Source organism: Phocaeicola sp. HCN-40430 (assembly GCF_037890285.1).
GTDB lineage: Bacteria > Bacteroidota > Bacteroidia > Bacteroidales > Bacteroidaceae > Phocaeicola > Phocaeicola acetigenes.
Window position 1 is genome coordinate 15,775 of sequence record NZ_JBBKBS010000022.1, and the last position, 19,818, is coordinate 35,592.

At 37.6% G+C, this 19,818-nt stretch carries 12 protein-coding genes and 1 pseudogene; 5 read left to right on the forward strand and 8 right to left on the reverse strand.

From position 1 onward, the window contains the following. The first annotated feature begins 13 nt into the window (after nucleotides 1-13). A complete protein-coding gene (locus tag WKU26_RS09885; RefSeq protein ID WP_340321868.1) occupies nucleotides 14-2,401 on the forward strand; it encodes a HesA/MoeB/ThiF family protein in 2,388 nt (795 codons plus the stop codon). Here WKU26_RS09885 and WKU26_RS09890 read toward each other — a convergent pair. The 4 genes from WKU26_RS09890 to WKU26_RS09905 all read right to left on the reverse strand — a co-directional run bounded on the left by WKU26_RS09890 (nucleotide 2,398) and on the right by WKU26_RS09905 (nucleotide 8,279). Further along, complete coding sequence (locus WKU26_RS09890) at nucleotides 2,398-5,040, reverse strand: preprotein translocase subunit SecA (protein ID WP_340321869.1); 2,643 nt, start codon at nucleotides 5,038-5,040, stop codon at nucleotides 2,398-2,400. The two genes, WKU26_RS09885 and WKU26_RS09890, sit on opposite strands and share 4 nt — an antisense overlap. After that, complete coding sequence (locus WKU26_RS09895) at nucleotides 5,033-5,995, reverse strand: phospholipase D-like domain-containing protein (RefSeq protein ID WP_340321870.1); 963 nt, start codon at nucleotides 5,993-5,995, stop codon at nucleotides 5,033-5,035. The genes WKU26_RS09890 and WKU26_RS09895 overlap by 8 nt, the downstream gene beginning before the upstream one ends. 204 nt (nucleotides 5,996-6,199) lie before the next feature. After that, nucleotides 6,200-7,774 carry a relaxase/mobilization nuclease domain-containing protein gene (locus WKU26_RS09900; RefSeq protein ID WP_340321871.1) on the reverse strand — a complete coding sequence of 525 codons (1,575 nt, stop codon included), beginning with the start codon at nucleotides 7,772-7,774 and terminating at the stop codon, nucleotides 6,200-6,202. A gap of 118 nt (nucleotides 7,775-7,892) precedes the next feature. Further along, nucleotides 7,893-8,279 (reverse strand): plasmid mobilization protein, encoded by a 387-nt coding sequence (locus tag WKU26_RS09905; RefSeq protein ID WP_340321872.1) that lies wholly within the window; start codon nucleotides 8,277-8,279, stop codon nucleotides 7,893-7,895. Nucleotides 8,280-9,155: 876 nt separating this feature from the next. On the opposite strand from WKU26_RS09905, the gene WKU26_RS09910 reads away from it, so the two are divergent. Further along, complete coding sequence (locus WKU26_RS09910) at nucleotides 9,156-9,368, forward strand: hypothetical protein (RefSeq protein ID WP_340321873.1); 213 nt, start codon at nucleotides 9,156-9,158, stop codon at nucleotides 9,366-9,368. Nucleotides 9,369-9,440: 72 nt separating this feature from the next. Here WKU26_RS09910 and WKU26_RS09915 read toward each other — a convergent pair whose 3' ends face one another. Both WKU26_RS09915 and ppdK read right to left on the reverse strand, forming a co-directional pair. Then, nucleotides 9,441-10,937 (reverse strand): phage integrase SAM-like domain-containing protein, encoded by a 1,497-nt coding sequence (locus WKU26_RS09915; RefSeq protein WP_340321874.1) that lies wholly within the window; start codon nucleotides 10,935-10,937, stop codon nucleotides 9,441-9,443. 213 nt (nucleotides 10,938-11,150) lie between these two features. Continuing rightward, nucleotides 11,151-13,871, reverse strand: a complete 2,721-nt coding sequence (ppdK, locus tag WKU26_RS09920) for a pyruvate, phosphate dikinase (protein WP_340321875.1) — start codon at nucleotides 13,869-13,871, stop codon at nucleotides 11,151-11,153. Between the two features lie 187 nt (nucleotides 13,872-14,058). On the opposite strand from ppdK, the gene rlmD reads away from it, so the two are divergent. The 3 genes and pseudogenes from rlmD (at nucleotide 14,059) to WKU26_RS09935 (ending at nucleotide 17,267) form a co-directional block, all read left to right on the forward strand. Then, nucleotides 14,059-15,477: a 23S rRNA (uracil(1939)-C(5))-methyltransferase RlmD gene (rlmD, locus tag WKU26_RS09925; RefSeq protein ID WP_340321876.1), complete on the forward strand. Its 1,419-nt coding sequence runs from the start codon at nucleotides 14,059-14,061 to the stop codon at nucleotides 15,475-15,477. Nucleotides 15,478-15,498: 21 nt separating this feature from the next. Next, nucleotides 15,499-16,422 (forward strand): RluA family pseudouridine synthase, encoded by a 924-nt coding sequence (locus tag WKU26_RS09930; protein ID WP_178265524.1) that lies wholly within the window; start codon nucleotides 15,499-15,501, stop codon nucleotides 16,420-16,422. Between the two features lie 220 nt (nucleotides 16,423-16,642). Continuing rightward, nucleotides 16,643-17,267 (forward strand): annotated as a pseudogene (locus WKU26_RS09935) (IS982 family transposase). 148 nt (nucleotides 17,268-17,415) lie between these two features. On the opposite strand, the gene WKU26_RS09940 reads toward WKU26_RS09935, so the two are convergent. Continuing rightward, entirely contained in the window at nucleotides 17,416-19,263 is a 1,848-nt protein-coding gene (locus tag WKU26_RS09940) for a fimbrillin family protein (protein ID WP_340321878.1), read from the reverse strand. Between the two features lie 135 nt (nucleotides 19,264-19,398). Next, entirely contained in the window at nucleotides 19,399-19,557 is a 159-nt protein-coding gene (locus WKU26_RS09945) for a hypothetical protein (protein WP_340321879.1), read from the reverse strand. Nucleotides 19,558-19,818 lie beyond the last annotated feature (261 nt).

A 19,818-nucleotide genomic window follows, 5' to 3' on the forward strand; every position in this document is an offset into this window, starting at 1 on the left:
TTCTTCTAATATTATGTTTGACTATAAAGATGCTTTATTTTTTACCTCATACTTTCAAAATCATCCTGACTTTAATTTAGTTGAGGTATTTAAGGAGTCTGATGATGAGGACGAAAAAAATATATATGTTGGTTTGGTAGAAGTTAAGAATACGATTCATCCTCTTATCATAAGAGTAGAAATACCCTTTACTTTTCCACATAGTAAATTAACATTTAGAACTAAGTCTTTAAGTGGTTATCCTCATTTAATTCATAATGGAAAAATAAAATATGGTGATTGGTTTTGTTTAAATACTCCTTTCGCTGAGAGTGTAGTTGAACAGCTTAATCAAGAAATATCGCGTCTTAAAGAATGGATAACTAGACAGATGCGTGCTGATCTTCCTGCCGTAATAGAAGATCCTTCTGTTCGTAGTGCTTTAGCATTAGCTAATGCATATGAATGGGAGAATCCTGATGAAGTAAAAGAATTCAGGTCGAATGCAACTTTTACTTTTGTGGGAGATTTTGAAAAGAATGCTGATAATTTCCCCGATAAACTAGGTTATCTACACTGCATTAAGACTCCGGATAATCGGTTTTATGCATTCAATGGTAAACAATCTTTTACAAACTATAAGTTACCATACATTATTGTTGATGAATTTCCTAAATCATTTGATGTATTAGATGACTTTCTTAAACTAAAAGAGAATTATGCTTGGAACAATGAAATTTGTATGCATATTCTAAAAGATTTTGAAACAAGTGGTGCATGGAAAATTATAGATAATTCAAGATGGCATGGTATTAGTCTTTCAAAGGATGAAGCATTGCGAAAAATTAATGAGATTCGTGAGGAACTTGATAAAGAAGTATCTTATATAGGAAGTGCTTGTGATAATAAGAGTAAAACAAGGGTTTTTCCTATTCATAAGAACTTAATTTTATCTTATTTAGATAAAATAGAACCGTCTATCCATAATAACAATGGTGTGAAAATAGAACCAATGAAAGTTGGTGATTGTTATGATGATGAAGAAGAGAACATAAATGAGTCATATCGGTTTAAGCACTTTGCTTTTGGATTTAAAGATGGTAATGAGATTAAATGGCTTGTCTTCTACACTAATTATATTGCAGTTAAGGCAGAGTCTATAGATTATAATTTAGGGGTAAGACATATTTCAGTTAGTCGTGATGTCAGAATACCTCTTAGATATATGAGTGTACAATCGATAGACTCATATATGTTTTTTGGTCGTGGCTGCTTATGTAATAATTTAAGAGAAAAACGTATAGCCATTGTTGGTCTTGGAGCAATTGGCTCAATGGTCGCCGAAAGTCTTGTTCATAGCGGAATAAATAAAATTGGGCTATGGGATAGTGATATTATTGAACCAGGAAATATATGTCGTAGCACATACTCTTTGGCTGATTTAGGTGAAAGTAAAGTTCAAGCAATAGCAAAAAAGATAAGATCTATTAACCCTTTTATTGAAGCCAAAGAAATTAAAGCACATGGTTATTGGTTTATGCATAATGTCAATTATAATGAATATGTAGAAGGCTCATTTTATGATAATGTAAACTATAAAAGTCAAGAAGAATCCTTAAAGGAAATTCAAGACTTTGATATGATTATAGATTGTACTGGAAGTAATGAAATGCTACATTTTCTAAGTTATGCAGTTCCTGAAAAAGAACTTATAAGTTTATGCATCACAAATCATGCAAATGAACTGGTATGTACCACAAACGCTGATGGAAATGCTTTTGAACTGAGAAAAGCTTATTTGTCACGTATTGAACAGGATACAAAAAACTTTTATGTTGAAGGTAGCGGATGTTATTCTCCTACATTCTTAGCTAAATATTTTGATATTGCATCTCTTGTCAACTGTTGTATCAGGAGATTGGATAGTACCATTAATGATGGAAAAATTATGCATAGTTATGTTCTTAGTCATTGTAATAATGGAATACTCATTGATTATATCCATACATACAAACTGAAAGATTACAATATATATTTGAATATTCCGGAAGAAACTATTTTGGATACCAAAGAAATGACTAAGACAGATGGTAGTTATTTGGGTTATGTTTTAGGGTGCTATAGCGCTGACGGTAAACAAATTATGATTACCCACATAGTAGAATATTCATCTGCTAAGGAAAAATTGAATGATGCTTACAGTACCTCCAAAGGCATTATCGACTACATAGGAGATTATGCATATTCTGATTATGAAAATGATTCATATTCATCGGATTTGTTTGACTCAATAGCTGCAAAATCAGCTGATGATGAAATCAACACAAATAATCCGTTATTGATAATAAAGAAAAAAGATGGTTCTCTATCTTTTTTACTATTTATCAATAACGAATTAGTTCCGTTTGAAGAGATGAATTAAATTCTACGTCTTCTGATATTGCGAATGTTGCCTCCGTGACATTCGCAATATTTTTTCCCACTTCCACATGGGCATGGAGAGTCTTTGGTGATAGCCATATTCTTCAGCTGCTCAGTATTTACCTGATTGGAATTAATAATAGCTGAAGGAATTGGGGTTTCCTCAATAAAATTAAAGACTATTGAAGAAGATTGTAATCTGCTGATAATATTTTGATGTACATTTTTTATCATACGGACATAATCTCCGTCAAGTTCGTCTATTTCTTTTTGGTCAAGGTCTTGCATCATATGTAATACCAGTTCTTTCCAAGACTCGTCATATATTTGTAGTATACTCTGTCGTTTAAACTCACTCATAAAATATTGCAAACTTGTTTGTATTAAGTTTACATCATATTTAATCGTAAACGGATGCTGGTTATCAGAAAATGGTATTAATATTTGCTGTCGGTTAGAATTGTTTCTTCTAGCTCTTAGTGTCAGTTCCTTTGCCTTATCATATAGTGACAAAAGATGTTTCTCAATTTCATTAATCTTGATATTGTATTCAGTGATAATATCATTAATAAGTTCATCTGCATAGATTGCATCAAACAAGACCTTATTACGTTGTTTGTAAAATTTTGACCTATGAGGAGCAATAATATCATCTTTTCTTGCTTGTTTTGCTCTTTTAATCTTAAATATATTTTCTCTGTTGGTTTGTGCCAGCTTAAAATAATATCTTACATTATCGTATGATAAATCATCGCTATTAATATTTGAAATAATATCATCCAATTCTTTTCTTTCTTCTGTAGAAAGATATTTTAATATATGATCTTCAAGCGAAGCAAAAAACATTGAAGAACCCGGATCCCCTTGTCTACCTGTCCTACCTTTTAATTGGAGGTCAGTTCGTATGGATGTAAAAAGATCTGTACCAATAACACAGAGACCACCATTAATAAGAGCGTCATGCGACGGTTTTATATCCGTACCTCTTCCTGCTACACTTGTTGAAAGAGTGATGGTATTTCCTATTCCAGCTTTTGAAACAGTTAATGATTCATCTTTAGTTGTCTTTGCATCAAGTCTATTAAAGTTCAACTTTCTTTGCGACAACAACTTTTCAATAGCATCAGCTCTTTTTATAGATAGACTTCCAATAAGTGTTGGCCTTCCTTTATGAACATTCTCTACTACCTTATTTAAAATGGCTTCGTCTTTTTGAATAGAAGTACGGAATATATATAGAGGATTGTCTATTCTTATTATAGGATTGTGCGTAGGGATTTGTGAACAGTCCAAATTATACATTTCCCTTAATTCATCTTTTGCAGTCATTATCGTTCCTGACATTCCTGCAATCTTATTATATAGTTTGAAGAAATTCTTTAAAGAAATAACAGCAATGCCATCAGAATCATCCTGAACTTTTACTTTTTCTTTAATTTCAATAGCCGTATGTAATCCGTGTTCCCATCTGTGAGTTTCTTTGATTCTACCAGTATATGGATCTACAATCTTTACAGCTTCATTTTGAATAACGTAGTCAACATCTTTTTCAAATACAGTATATGCCCTTAAAAGTTGGTGCAATACATTCTGAAGATAGATATTATTCATGATTTGCTTTCTCTGTTCTTCAGAAAGCAAATTATAATTCTTTAATTCATACTTTTTCCTTATTTTAAATAAATCCTTATTATTTAATCTATTGGAAATGTAAGATTCTCCTTCCGATGTAAAGGCTGCATCTTTGTTAAGAAGATCAATAGTATAATATTTTTTCGAGCTGTCTTTAATAATATCCTCTATTAGAGATAAATGCTTTTTATAAATATCTTCATTATTGTAATACATTCCACCAGACACTATATGAGGAGTGTCAGCTTCATCAATAAGAATGGAGTCAAGCTCATCTATAATTGCAAAATTATGATGCTCTTGTACACATTCCTTTGGATCTGTTGCCAAATGGTCGAATAGATAATCGAAAACAAAGCCTGAATTAGTACCAAATGTAATATCGCAATTATAGGCATATTTTCGTCTTTCATCGTAACGCTCATATTGTTCAATGCATTCAACGGTTAATCCATGAAAAGCATAAATAGGATGAGTAAGATGATAATCCCGTTTTGATAAATAATCATTAACTGTCATCAGATGAACCCCCTGATGTGTCAAGGCATTTAAAAAAACTGGTAGTGTCGCTACAAGTGTTTTCCCCTCACCGGTAGCCATCTCAATGGCATAGCCATAATGTAATAAAATACCACCTAATAATTGTTCGTCATAATGAACCATGTTCCATTCAAATGGAACACCACCTGCATCCCACTTATTATGGTATATTGCCTTATTCCCATTTATTTCTACAAAATCATAATTAGAAGCAAGCCAGATGTCATATTTATTTGCCATAACAACAACTTGTCCTAATGAAAACCTCCGTGCAGTTTCTTTTACCAAAGCATAGACTTCTGGTAAGGCTTTGTTTAGAGTCTCGTTCTTATCAGAAGAATTACTAACTGTTATTTTTATTTGAATTCCTTTTTCTCTCAGTTCATCATTTGTCAAGTTCTCATATGAGTGAAATATCTCATTAATATGGGAAATTTGACGTTTGAAAATTTCTATAGAATCATTCATATCGTACTAAATTTTTATCCAAAGTACTAATGGTCATATATTGCCCTGAAATTTCACATGAAACATCAACTCTTAAGCTTCCATTGTCATCCAACCTCATTGAAAATCTTATTGGAAGATTAGGATTGTTTGTACCTTTGGCAATTCTCAATATATCTTCCTCTTTTACAAGGCTGGCATTGTTTCCGTCATATTTAATGATTTTACAGGGACATTCATGTTCCGAATGACTGTCAAAATACATTGTTACAGTATTTGTAATAGGCAACTTACTGCCAGCTTTAATAAAAACTTCGGCATCAAGACTAACTTCATCATCAGAGTTTAATATCCCAATATTATATTTAGAGACAGGAGAACTTTTTATCTCATTCATTATCACCTGTGTATGAGTCTCGAAGATACGTTTTACCGGTCTATTTTGTACTCGACAGATATTTTCAATTTCATTATTAAGTTCATGGAAATCAATATTGTCAAGAGCTTCAATATCAGTCATAGCAAGACGTGGTGAAGATTTTGCCATGCTAATTAGTCCAGCTAAATGATTAAATTCCTCTTGATAAGCAGATATTACAGAAGAATCATCTGTAAAAAAAACATTCTCCAAATTACGGCTTTCAGCGTAATATGTCCAATTATATGATCCACTAACTATTATTTTATTATCAACTATGCAGAACTTATGATGCATAAACCCAATATTAGCAGATGCTATATATAAATTTCCACCACATTCTATCAATCTGTTAAAATCAGGAGCATATTCCATGAAATTTATAGGGTTATCAAGTAATATCAGGCGAACTTTTACGCCTCTTCTAATACACTCTTCTAAAGTATAAAATAAATCAGCATTTGTAAACCATGCCATTGCTATATCTACGGTATTATTAGCCTTGGTTAATAGTTCCTTCAGTTTGTTGCATATATTTTTAAAATGTGCTTCTTGCATATCTGTATGATTTTTGTTTTATAATAGTTCTTGAAAAGCTTATTATAGAGCATCTTTATTGCAATATGCTAACAAAAGTAAAGAATTTAAATTAGTTCTTGAAGTCTTTAAGTATAAAAAGCAAAATATATTATGCAACCATATATTTGATATTGTTTCATTGCATGATCATGATGATGTCCTTAGAAAACTTTATAACTTGATTTATCTTTTAATTGAACATTCATCATCAACATTATCATAGTTTCCTTTCTGACCTACTTCCCACTCACGTTTCTCCCCATGACTGCCACCGCCAAAATCACTCAATTTACCTTTGCTAGAGAAAAGTGCAGTAGATTTCTTTCTTTGCAGGCGTTTTAGTTGATCCAATTGCTTGACAGGCTGCTTTATTGGTTTTCTTAACAGTTCAAGATTGAAGTCCTTTTCTGAAAGATTTATAATGATATGCTGCTTGAAATTTATAGCATAAGTTACATCTTCTTCCTGACGGATGGTGAATCCCTCTTCATGCAATCTGCTTCTGACAGAGGAAACATTTTCGTCATTGAATATCTCACGCAGACGGTTCACTGCATCTGTGTAGTAGTGAGTTCTTTCCGGAGATATATCTACTAAATCTTTCCGGGATACCTTGAAGATTTTGCAGAGCAGATCACGTTCAGCCTCAGTAGCCGGATTGAACATTTCTACCATAGCTATACGGTTGTTACGGTCAATAGCTTCTGCCATAAAAGGTTTTAACGGGCGGCTTTGGCCATCAAAATAGATGATACCTTTCTTGATATAGGCACGCTGCTTCCTGATTTTACTGTATATTTCACCCTGGGTAATCTTCGGATTGAGTGTCAGTAACCGGTCAATATAGTCCTCAATCCGATTGAACCGTTCTTCAGGAGTAGCGAAGTCCAGAAGTTCCTCTGCAGCCAGAACTCTTGCACCATGAATGACGGTCTTGTTTGCATGATCAACCAGCATATATCCGTATGGTGCATCCTTCTTGCCGAAGAACACAATGTCAATACCGAACTTCGTTTTCAGTTCCTTCTGTAGTTCCTCCTTGTTGGAACTTACATCACGGTATTTCTTTAATATGCTTCTTAGCTGACGGCAACGTGTCCTTTCCCGATAACCGCTCTTGAAAAGACTTTCTATTTCAGAAAAAGGGATTTCCTTCTGAACCTTTCCACCATGCTTGACGAATACATTCTCATCTTTCTGATAGACCTCATATCCCATGGAAACCATGATTGCCTTGAACTGGGCAAAGGAAGAGAATGTATATTGTTTGGCAGCATCAATATCATTTTCTGTTTTCTTTTTCCTGTCATTCCCAAGAATATGGTCAATGACTTCTTGAGAACGTCTGCGTTCATGGCTGTGCTGAATCTTTCTTCCATCAGGTGCCACTCTCGAAGTAATAATATGAAGATGGGTATTCTCCGTGTCATAATGGGAGTAAACAAGCAACGGCTGACGGGATTCTCCGTATCCCATTTTCTTGAGATACTGGTGAGCAAAATCCAACAACTCATCTTCCGACATTTCATGTCCCTTACATGATATGGCTACATGAAACTGCGGTTTCCTGATTCTGCTGTTCTGTGAACTGTACTTCTGGAGATAACCGACCAATTCACTTGGGGTAGGTTTGTGAAATGTTCCGAGTGAACCGAAATTCTGAATCTCGATAAGCCGTGCAACACCTTTCGAGACTTTATGTTCATTGTAACCGACAGCATGGAAGTTCGTACTTCCCGGTAATATGGTTGCTATCATATTGAATCTTTATTTATCAAGGTTTAAGTGACTGAGTAACCGAAATACTTCAAGCTCATTAATCTACGGTTACACAATAATTATATCTGAAATGATTGAATACCGTGTAACTAATAACTCAGATTCTGATAGCTTTCTGTGTCAGAAAATCAAGGTCTTTATTTATTCGGTTCAATGCTTCCTGAGTTTCGAGGATAACAGGTAACAGAACTTCCTGAATATAGCTGGGTGCGAGTAATCCGGCTACCGCAAGTTCATTGGCACGTTTAACCGACTGATTAAGGTTTCCTCCTGCCCAGGAAAGTTCATTCTGATATTTACGATAAAACAAACCCAAATCATTCATCAGTTCGAGTTGCCTTTTGGTTCCGATATTTGAATACTCTGCCAGTGCCGAGCGTATATAATGGCTCACGGATGAATAGGAGGCAGATTTCTCCTTAAACTGTTGTACTTCCTCCGGTGTCATTCTGACCTTGATGTACTTGGTTCTCTGATTCTTCATACTTGGATACATTGGTGGTTAGGTTCCCCGGACCATCTTTCGCCATGCGAAACAGTGGCCAGCCGCTCCGATGCGCCAGCATTCGGCAAGTTACTTTTGTGAGTACGAAACGGAGTTTTGTGGCCACAAAAGTACAACTTGCTTGGAAAACTCTGCACGGCAGAACGATGCCTTCCGGGAATGATTATTACACCCAAATTTACCGGAGAAAGCCGTTGCAAACCGAAATCAACAACACAATTCTTTGGAGGCGTATTCCTGTTAACCGTCTGCTGTAGCATCCGGTTGTCTTGGAATATCCATATAGCGGAATATTGTTGTATAGAGTCCTAGAACTTATCAAACCAATTTTCGTGTATTCAGAAACAGATGCTATAAGTATTATTCGATTTTAGAACCATAAAAATCGTAGTAATAAGAAAATAATGTTTCGATATATATGGTTGGATAAACCAAAGTCTCAAAGACACACAAGATGTCGTTATATGGGATAGATGGTTATTGTTCTCATAAAACCTATATCCAATATAATATGTAGTCCCGATACCATGATAGTATGGTAAAAGTAACCTGCTTATCTAAGTTATTGGAATCCCAATAAAGGGAAAATATAATCATGTAGCTGATTCAGCTGATGAAATGGCTATCGGGAAATCTTATTTTATCTGAACTGTATTGCAGAAACATTCAGGTAGAATAACCCCTATAATCAGAGTCTAGAGATACCTTGTTATCATGGTGATATTACACTGATAGTCAGTAGAAAATCTACTCGAATAACAAGAAAATAGTGTTGTGTAAATTTCTGTATCTCATTGATTTTTAGTATATTTATATAATAAACAAGCTATTATATATCACTAAATATTACACGTTATGTTTGAATTGTTGTTGATTATATATCTGTTGCCGGTATTTATTATCGGTATGTTGCTCCTGAAGCTGGTGTTCTGGCTTTTGAGGATTGCCATACATCTTGCAGTCTGGTTGGTCAAGAAAACTTTCATCCTTATATGGAAGCTTATCGTACTTGTCTTTGCCATACTTATAGACCGTGAAGTATTGCCCTGGAATCAACCGGACAAATAGAAAGAACCGCACCAATATGAGAAATGGTACGGTTCTGAAATAAATGGGCTGATTTCCCCTATATGTTCAAATTTAGAATCCCTTGCCTTTGCTTCTGACATATACTGCTTCTTTTTGAGAATCACAGTTTGTCAATCGGAACTGTACATTACATCCTATGGGGATGTCATTAGGAAGTTGATTGGCAAGTGCTGAAATGACATCATCAACGGTATCAAAACCTATGTCTGTAACTTCGGCAATAACTTCGCCTTTGAAATATGCTCTTCCATATATCATCATCTTTTTTGTAATACGAAACATTTTCTCTGCAGGTGATTCAAAGTTACGAACCAAACTCTGTTTACTGTTTTTATTACTGAAAAATATGAAGTCTATGATTTTTGCATTAAGTTCCCATGCTGGAGTAAAGTCTATTTTTACATAGCCTCTTGTTATATTAAATCCATGGCTATGGTTCATACCAAATGCTACCTCATACATATTTGCTCCACAATCGTTTTGAGCAATAGTTGCCCAGGTATGACGAAACGTATAAAAGCAATAATATTCCTCCTTGGACATTCCCATATCTTGGCATATTCGCCTGATTCCCATATTTATATTGGCATTGAAACTATCGGAATTACTATAACGACTATGAAAATTAAACAGATATTCATCTGTCTGGTCCGTAGATAGATATTTATTAAATGTATCCTGTATAAACGGTTCAATACGAATCTCCATGTATGCTTCATCCCTACGACTATGTCTTGTTTTCGCTCTCTTATATCCTATAATACCATTTTTATAATCTCTCTTTTTCAGTTCGTAAAGGTCTATCGTGTTAATACCACCCATACATAATGAAAGCAGGGCTATATCTCTGCCGAGTTCAGGAAGGGGAGATACCATTTTACTTTGTGGCAGAGGACGATTAAAGAATTCACGACAAGCTTCTGCACTGATTGCTCTTTTCAGTGTATTGTCTGATTTTGGGATTATAATTTTTAGCCATGGATTGTATTTTATACGCAAAATACCACGTTCTTCGTCATTCAATTCTATGATTGCTTTCTTAAAAATCTGTCTGATACAAGTGGGATACATTTCTTTTGCTCTGCTGGTCTTATACAATGTGTCAATCCATTGTGTTAAAACAGAAGTCGTAAGAATGCTAAACATGATTTTGGTAGTACCTATATACCGTTCTAAATGATTGACTGCAAGTTTATAGTTTTTTGCATTACGTTCATGCCCTTCTGATTCCATCTTCGAAATAAACTTTCTCGCATAATCACTGAAGCATGTCTCTTCATCATTTTTGTGAAGGAATTCTATGACATCCTTAAGTTCCCAAAATGTAGCGTCAACACGATTCAGTTTGTCTGTATATTGGCGTATGATTATGGCACAATATTCATTCACTACCGGGTCTGTTAACTCACCACTACTGGTTATATGAGCCGGATCAATAATCTTGTTAGTCTTGATGTAACTTGTTTTGCGCTGATGTGTGACTCTAATGTAAACTGTATAGAATCCATCTGATCTTGGCTTTTTTACCGTTGCTTTGAATGTTGTCATACCTACTATATTTTAATGATAAAACAATGGGGAAAACTTTGGGGTAAACGGGGTAAACATGGCCATTTTTGGGGTAAACATAGAGTAAAACAAATACGTTTATTTGGCTCATTTTTTGCGGTCAAATGTACGAACCGTCTAAGCGCAAATCAGGCTGTAACTACCGTAAAACGGTGAATTACAGCCTGATATAAAAATAATATTTTTAAGAGATTATTCCTCTATTGCAGCCTGCGCCGCAGCCAAACGAGCAATAGGCACGCGGAATGGAGAACAAGATACATAGTTCAAACCTACACGGTGACAGAACTTCACAGAAGAAGGTTCACCACCATGCTCACCGCAAATACCACACTTGAGTTCCGGACGTACAGAGCGACCTTTTTCTACAGCCATTTCTACCAACTGTCCTACTCCATTCTGGTCTAATACTTGGAACGGATCGACTTTCAAAATCTTCTTTTCAAGATATACCGGCAAGAACGAAGCAATGTCATCGCGAGAATAGCCGAAAGTCATCTGTGTCAAGTCGTTAGTTCCGAATGAGAAGTATTCGGCACGTGATGCAATACGATTAGCAGTAAGAGCTGCACGCGGAATTTCAATCATAGTACCAACTTTAAACGGTATTTCTACACCTTCTTCCTTGAACAACTGAGCCGCTGTATCACGAATCACTTTTTCCTGTGCTTCAAACTCATATAAAATACCAGTTAACGGCACCATAATTTCAGGCTGAGGATTGAACCCTTCTTTCTTCAATTCAACCGCTGCACCCAAAATCGCACGTGTCTGCATTTCTGTAATTTCCGGATAAGTATTACCTAAACGGCATCCACGATGGCCTAACATCGGGTTATGTTCACATAAACTTTCTACACGCTGGCGGATATATTCTACAGTTACACCCATAGCCTGAGCCATTTCTTCCTGTCCTTTCAAATCATGAGGAACAAATTCATGCAAAGGAGGATCAAGCAAACGTACATTTACCGGATGACCGTCCATTGCTTTGAAAATTCCCTTAAAGTCAGCTTTCTGATACGGCAAGAGTTTAGCAAGAGCTTTCTTACGTCCTTCTACATCAGTAGCCAGAATCATTTCACGCATGGCTACAATCTTCTGATTATCGAAGAACATATGTTCGGTGCGACACAATCCGATGCCCACTGCTCCAAAGCTACGTGCCACTTCAGCATCGTGAGGAGTATCTGCATTTGTACGTACCTGCAAACGAGTATATTTGTTGCAGAGATCCATCAATTTAGCAAAATCACCTGATAATTCGGCTGCCTTTGTAGGTACCTGTCCCTGATATACTTCTCCGGTACTTCCGTTCAATGAGATGTAATCACCTTCTTTCAGTACTACACCATCTATTTCTATAGTACGAGCCTTATAGTCTACATTAATAGCACCAGCACCCGATACACAACATTTACCCATACCACGAGCCACAACAGCTGCATGCGAAGTCATACCGCCACGTGCTGTCAAGATACCTTCTGCAGCACTCATACCAGCCAAATCTTCAGGTGAAGTTTCGATACGCACCAAGATTACACGACGGCCATCTGCACGCCATTCTGCAGCATCATCGGCAAAGAACACCACCTGTCCGCAAGCTGCTCCCGGAGATGCAGGAAGACCGCGGGTCAGAACCTTTGCCTGACGCAATGCAGCCTTGTCGAATACCGGATGAAGCAGTTCGTCCAATTTATTAGGTTCGCAACGCAAAACTGCAGTCTTTTCATCAATAATACCCTGCTGAAGCATTTCCATGGCAATACGTACCATAGCAGCTCCTGTACGCTTACCGTTACGAGTCTGCAAGAACCACAATTTACCTTCCTGAACAGTAAATTCCATATCCTGCATATCGTGATAATGATTTTCCAGCTTGGTTTGCAAAGCATCCAGTTCCTTATAGATTTCTGGCATTGCTTCTTCCATAGAAGGATATTTTGCCACACGTTCTTCTTCAGAAATACCCTGCAGTTCAGCCCAACGCTGAGAGCCTATCTTTGTAATCTGCTGCGGAGTACGAATACCTGCCACTACGTCTTCACCTTGTGCATTGATAAGGTATTCACCATTGAACAAATCCTCACCAGTTGCCGCATCACGAGAGAAACATACACCTGTAGCCGATGTATCGCCCATATTTCCAAAGACCATCGCCTGCACATTGACAGCAGTACCCCATTCTGCCGGAATACCTTCCATCTTGCGGTAAAGTATGGCACGTTCGTTCATCCATGAATCGAACACGGCACAAATAGCTCCCCACAACTGTTCATAAGCACAACTTGGGAAATCTTTTCCTGTCTGCGCTTTTACAGCAGCCTTAAAGCGTACTACCAACTCTTTCAAATCGGCTACATCCAATTCGTTGTCCAAGCGTACACCTTTATTTTTCTTTACATCTTCTATGATTGCTTCAAACGGGTCGATATCTTCTTTATTAGTCGGTTTCATACCCAATACTACATCACCGTACATCTGTACAAAACGACGGTATGAATCCCACGCAAAACGTTCGTTTCCGGTTTTTCTGGCCAAACCTTCCACTACATCATCATTCAAACCCAGATTCAGAATGGTATCCATCATTCCCGGCATAGATGCACGGGCTCCGGAACGTACAGAAACAAGTAAAGGATTTTCTACATCACCAAATTTAGATTTCATCAGTTCTTCTACCCCGGCAATGGCCTTTTCCACATCAGCCTTAAGTAGAGCTACTACATCATCTTTTCCTTTTTCAAAATATTCATTACAAACATCGGTAGTAATTGTGAAACCCGGAGGAACGGGAACTCCAATCAAATTCATTTCAGCCAAATTGGCACCTTTTCCTCCCAGAAGATTTCTCATATCTGCTTTACCTTCAGCTTTTCCATTTCCAAAAGTATAGACTCTTTTTGTTTCCATTTTTTTATAGATTTAAGTTTAGTAGCCGCAAAACTATGGATATTTTATAAATAAGCAAATAAAAAGAATGTTTTTTACAACATGTTTTGCAATATCGAGTTTGCAAAATGAAGTTCTTTTGAAATAATAAAAGAATGTCGGAAATTATTCTTATTTTTGTCCCAAATTCGATTTATAAAAAAAGGACGTGGCAAGAAAGAAAAAAGAACTTCCTCTATTAGAGAAGATAACAATCACAGATGTAGCAGCAGAAGGTAAGGCCTTGGCCAAAGTAAATGATTTGGTGATATTCGTCCCCTACGTAGTACCGGGCGATGTAGTAGACTTACAGATTAAACGTAAGAAAAATCATTATGCCGAAGCCGTAGCTGTAAAAGTTCATGAAAAATCTCCAATGCGTACAGAGCCGTTCTGCCAGCACTATGGCGTATGCGGTGGCTGTAAGTGGCAATGTCTTTCGTACGAAGACCAGATCAGATACAAGCAGAAACAGGTATTCGACAATCTTACCCGTATCGGTAAAGTAGAATTGCCGGAATTTATGCCAATCTTGGGGTCAGAAAAAACAAAATTCTATCGTAACAAACTGGAGTTTACTTTTTCCAATAAACGTTGGCTGACAGAAGAAGAAGTAAAGCAGGATGTGAAATATGACCAGATGAATGCAGTAGGATTCCACATTCCGGGAGCATTCGACAAGGTATTGGCCATTGAGAAATGCTGGTTACAAGATGATATTTCCAACCAGATTCGCAATGCCATCCGCAATTATGCTTACGAGCACAATTATGAATTCTTCAACCTGCGTACACAGGAAGGTATGCTGAGAAACATGATGGTGCGTACTTCATCGACTGGCGAACTGATGGTTTTGCTGCAGTGCAAAATTACTAAAGACGAAGAGCTGGAACAGATGAAAGCACTTCTGCAGTTTGTCGCAGATAAGTTTCCACAAATCACTTCCCTGCTTTACGTCATCAACAATAAATGTAACGACACCATCGGCGATCTGGAAGTAGAAGTATTCAAAGGAAATGACCACATCTTCGAAGAGATGGAAGGACTCCGCTTTAAGGTTGGACCAAAATCATTCTATCAAACCAATTCCGAGCAGGCATACAACCTGTATAAGGTTGCGCGTAATTTCGCCGGACTGACAGGAAACGAACTGGTATACGACCTTTATACAGGTACAGGAACTATCGCCAACTTCGTATCGCGTCAGGCTAAGAAGGTAATCGGTATAGAATATGTACCCGAAGCAATTGAGGATGCAAAGGTAAATTCACAAATAAATGGTATTGAAAACACTCTTTTCTATGCCGGCGACATGAAGGATATCTTGACTCAAGACTTCATCAACGAACACGGTCGTCCGGATGTGATTATTACCGACCCACCCCGTGCCGGTATGCACAACGATGTAATTGATGTTATTCTGTTTGCCGAACCACGCCGTATCGTATACGTAAGCTGTAATCCGGCTACACAGGCTCGCGACCTACAGTTACTTGACAGCAAATACAAGGTAACAGCCGTACAACCGGTAGACATGTTCCCGCACACTCATCATGTAGAAAATGTAGTTTTGCTGGAAAAACGATAATTTTATATACCACCAACCCTTATGGCAAGAAATGACAGAAAACCAAGCGGACGTCCCCGTGCACGGGCTGCCGCTCAATATACAATATATAATGTAAACGAACCTGCCGAACTCATGGAGTTTCTGATGAAGAAAATGGCAGGTATCAGCCGTACACGCGTAAAAGCATTGCTGAGCAACCGTGTAGTACTGGTAGACAACAACATACAGACACAATACAACTATCCGCTGAAGCCGGGCATGAAGGTTCAGATCAGCAAGGAAAAGAACAAGCATGAGTTCCGTCATCCTCTGCTGAAAATTCTGTACGAAGATGCATACCTCATTGTGGTAGAGAAGAAAGAAGGACTGCTTTCTGTGGCTACCGACAAACAGAAAGAACGTACCGCACAGCATATCCTGAACGAGTATGTAAAACGCCAGCACCGTAATAACCGCGTGTTTGTTGTGCACCGTCTGGACCGCGAAACTTCAGGTATCATGATGTACGCCAAAGACGAAAAGACCCAGCACACTCTACGCGACAACTGGCACGATATCGTGTGTGACCGCCGCTATGTGTCAATCGTTGTGGGAGACATGGAAAAAGATCAAGGCACCGTACAATCATGGCTTACCGACCGTAAACTGTATGTCAGCTCTTCTCCTGTAGATGATGGTGGTAAATTTTCTGTAACACATTACCGCACTATCAAACGAGCTAATGGCTTTTCTCTGATAGAGTTGCAACTTGAAACCGGACGGAAGAACCAGATTCGTGTACACATGCAGTCGCTTGGCCACCCGGTAGTAGGCGATATACGCTACGGTTCCGAAGTAGATCCGTTGGGACGTTTGGCTCTTCATGCCTTCAAGCTTTGCTTTTATCATCCCGTTACAGGCGAATTGATGGAGTTTGAAACCCCCTATCCTACTCCATTCAAAACCTTAATGCTGAGAAAATAAGAACATCTATTGCATATATAGAAAATAGTGCCGGATACACGAGTTGACAAGTTGTATCCGGCACTGTCCGTATTGTATGATTGTATCTTGGCATCCAGTCATAACTACTATTAACGTGAGTTCGAAATAAGAATCAATATAATCTATTGCAAATTAGTAATATAGCGATAAAAGTATTAAATTTATAGTGCTGAATTATAATATTCAAACGATTACCACTATGTTTCCAGAGTCTAAAGTTACAGAGATATTGTATGGCTGATGATTTTTGCAAGGAATTTGCGTTACAACAGGAAAAATATATGATTGAAGACAGTAAAAAGAAGCATCGCAACAAGCCCAACCGCATGAGTGATGCTGAGATTATGGTTCTTCTTATTCTGTTCCATTCTGGCGGTTTCCGCTGTTATCTGATAATCAATGATAAGGGTGAAATTCTCAATTTCATGTTTACACCTGCAAATGTAGATGATCGTGAGCCATTGAAACAGGGTAAGTTCGTGGAAAACATTAAGGGAAAACTATGTGCAGATAAAGGATATATTGGGCAGGCTTTGTTTGAAAATCTCTTCCTAAACGGTATTCAGCTTGTTACAAAGGTTAAAAGCAACATGAAGAATTCACTCATGAGTATAGCTGATAAGATTCTGCTTAGGAAAAAAGCATTGATTGAAACGGTCAATGACGAACTGAAGAATATTGCTCAGATAGAACACTCCAGACATCGTTCTTTTAACAACTTTATAGCAAACTCCTTGTCGGCTATTGCGGCATACTGCTTTTTTGAAAAGAAGCCCGCCATTGATGTAAATTTTGTCAATGACGGACAACTGTCTATTTTCTAATCTTATATCGAACTCACGTTAATATAAATAAAAAGATATTGATACCAGAGTTTCTTAACATAAAGATAAGAAACTTGCAGATTTATCAAAGACTTTTAATAGTACTGAATACCAGCAGATGAAGATATTCTTAAGGGGAGATTATGTATTATTTTTCTACAACTACATTCGGATATTTCTTTTTCCATACATCTCTGCCGAGATCAGCAGAAAATACAGAGGTAATCAGGAATTTCCCCACTCTAGTATCCGGATCCTCCGGTTTTAACTGTTGTAGATAAGTACATTCTTTCCCATAACTATCGACAGCATATACTATCTGCTGTCTGATAATCACCGCACCATTAGGATCCTGTTCCGCATAGTTGTTGTCGCAATAGTATATATAGGCAATATCCCCTGCTTCATCATATTCGACTCCCCAAGCTGTCATAGCATGATTTCCAGTTTTGGGACCGGCAACATCAAACACATTTAGACCGATAGCCCTCTTATTGAGGAGGGCATCTGTAACAAATGTATTGAACTGCTCTTTGTCTGGGTTGTGCGGGCACCTTGCCGTCAAGGCATTATTTTTCGTGAATACTTCCGGAAAGAACCCTTTAAAACCATTGATATCGCCACCAAGATAAGCCCCGGTAAAAAACCATTCAACTCCTTTAGGATCATCGTTGCCAAAATTCGGGAAATGATCTTTGAAGAACTGGAAAACTTCCGACCTGTTGACTGTGACATTATTGGGTTCCGGAAGAGAACCATCCCAACTGCCAACCCCATTAGGGTAAAGCGGCTTGAAGTCATAGGACGGACGCTCAAAAGTACCTGAACCAGTCGTCACCGAAGAACCATAATCTCTATCGTATGCCGCAAGATATTCTTTATTCAAGCACATCCACCACGACACTACATTTGATGCAGATGCCGCCCAGCACATTTGGGAATCGTCTTCATAGTTTCCATGTGACTTGTTGCAGTCATACCAGCCACACCCTTCAGCCCATGTAAGATATTGCTCCTCATAGTAACGATTGTCATATCTCAACCACTGGCCTTCAGGCAAACCATACTTATTACCGAGTTTATATGTAGGAAGATTCTCCTTACCTGGGAAATCAGGTACATTCAATCCATATACCCACAATGTCTTTCCTGCAAGTTCAGGATTGCCCGATTTCAGAGTAAGGCTTATCGAAATCTGCTTTCCAGACTCGAAAAATGTAAGATCATTATTCTCTTCTGTCTTTTCAGGAGCATTGAAATACGCTGTCTTACCCTCTGCAACGATCTGCAAAAGTCCGTCATCGTCCCTGTAAGGGATCGCACTTTGAGGAATAATCACAGCGGCAAAATTTCCTTCTCCATCCTTGAATGGGGTAATCCATTTGAAATCGGTTCCACTCACTTCAACTTCACCGGTAAGCAGATTAAAATTACCCTGTGTCAGACTCCTGACTTTAACCTCTGGCGAAGTCATACTGCCAGAGATAGAAATCCTGATTCTGTGAAGAGCATGCGCGAAATTCATATCAGCTTCGTATACACCTGATCCGACGACTGTTTTTGAAAACAGCAAATCTGAATTATAAAAACCGTCTCCAGTCTGGTCTAATGCCATATCCAGCTGATAAGTCTTTGGATTCTGTTGTTCTCCGGTTGCCGGATAATGAGCAGACAAAGATATTGGCCCCTCACCAAAATCATTACGCTTCAGACGTGGAAGCCACTGTCCTCCCGAATATGTAAGTTCACGATAAGAAAGACCTTTATCTCCTTGAAGGTAAAGCCCAATTTTATCGCCCTCTGTAAAACTTCCGGAACCATCATTTGCAAGGTCAGCCCTTGTCTCCTTTTTAGAAAAAACGATATCCAGATATCCGTCATCCCTGTCCTGGTAATTATCCTGAAATTCGGAAGAACAAGAAAAGAAAGATAAAGACAAAATGCTGATAAAGATACTAATGTATATACCTTTAAATATAGAAAAACATTTAACCATAAAAAAATAATATAAATGCAATATAGATAATGTTTCATTTAGTGGGTCTGAAGTAAGTCTTCAGACCTATTAATTTTGCAAAGATATTAATTTATCTGTTAATTCATCGGCAGACTAGCCTACCGATGAGAATTTTTATTCGTCCGGAAGCAGATTACTGTCAAAATCGATCCCAGAGACCTGAGACAGGCAAGATTTCTCATCCATTGCTGTTTTTCTCATAAACAGGATAACCGATTCCTTGTTGAGCATGGCCAGTATGTGGGGATGGAAGTTACCGTATTTACCACACAAGGTATCTTGGCTTAAATGGCCAACACCTTTATGTCAGCCAACCTTCTGGTGGGCCAAATGGCAAAGTAGCACCTCAGAATTAAGAAGTTTGGGAGTACTACGGAAACGCTATCCAAATCCCAATCAATCCTTCAGCTATTGCCTTGTTGCTAATAGTTCAACATGACATAAAACTGGAATGATCAATATATGAAATTCTACAAATCCTAAGTATTTCTCTTACGGACAAAACACACCTTAAAGAGTTGTTTGAGAAGACTA

What these genes read in the sequence shown, in the direction of transcription:
- WKU26_RS09885 (WP_340321868.1), top strand. Translation starts at nt 14, where the DNA reads ATGTTTGACTATAAAGATGCTTTATTTTTTACCTCATACTTTCAAAAT.
- WKU26_RS09890 (WP_340321869.1), bottom strand. Translation starts at nt 5,040, where the DNA reads ATGAATGATTCTATAGAAATTTTCAAACGTCAAATTTCCCATATTAAT.
- WKU26_RS09895 (WP_340321870.1), bottom strand. Translation starts at nt 5,995, where the DNA reads ATGCAAGAAGCACATTTTAAAAATATATGCAACAAACTGAAGGAACTA.
- WKU26_RS09900 (WP_340321871.1), bottom strand. Translation starts at nt 7,774, where the DNA reads ATGATAGCAACCATATTACCGGGAAGTACGAACTTCCATGCTGTCGGT.
- WKU26_RS09905 (WP_340321872.1), bottom strand. Translation starts at nt 8,279, where the DNA reads ATGAAGAATCAGAGAACCAAGTACATCAAGGTCAGAATGACACCGGAG.
- WKU26_RS09910 (WP_340321873.1), top strand. Translation starts at nt 9,156, where the DNA reads ATGTTTGAATTGTTGTTGATTATATATCTGTTGCCGGTATTTATTATC.
- WKU26_RS09915 (WP_340321874.1), bottom strand. Translation starts at nt 10,937, where the DNA reads ATGACAACATTCAAAGCAACGGTAAAAAAGCCAAGATCAGATGGATTC.
- ppdK (WP_340321875.1), bottom strand. Translation starts at nt 13,871, where the DNA reads ATGGAAACAAAAAGAGTCTATACTTTTGGAAATGGAAAAGCTGAAGGT.
- WKU26_RS09930 (WP_178265524.1), top strand. Translation starts at nt 15,499, where the DNA reads ATGGCAAGAAATGACAGAAAACCAAGCGGACGTCCCCGTGCACGGGCT.
- WKU26_RS09940 (WP_340321878.1), bottom strand. Translation starts at nt 19,263, where the DNA reads ATGGTTAAATGTTTTTCTATATTTAAAGGTATATACATTAGTATCTTT.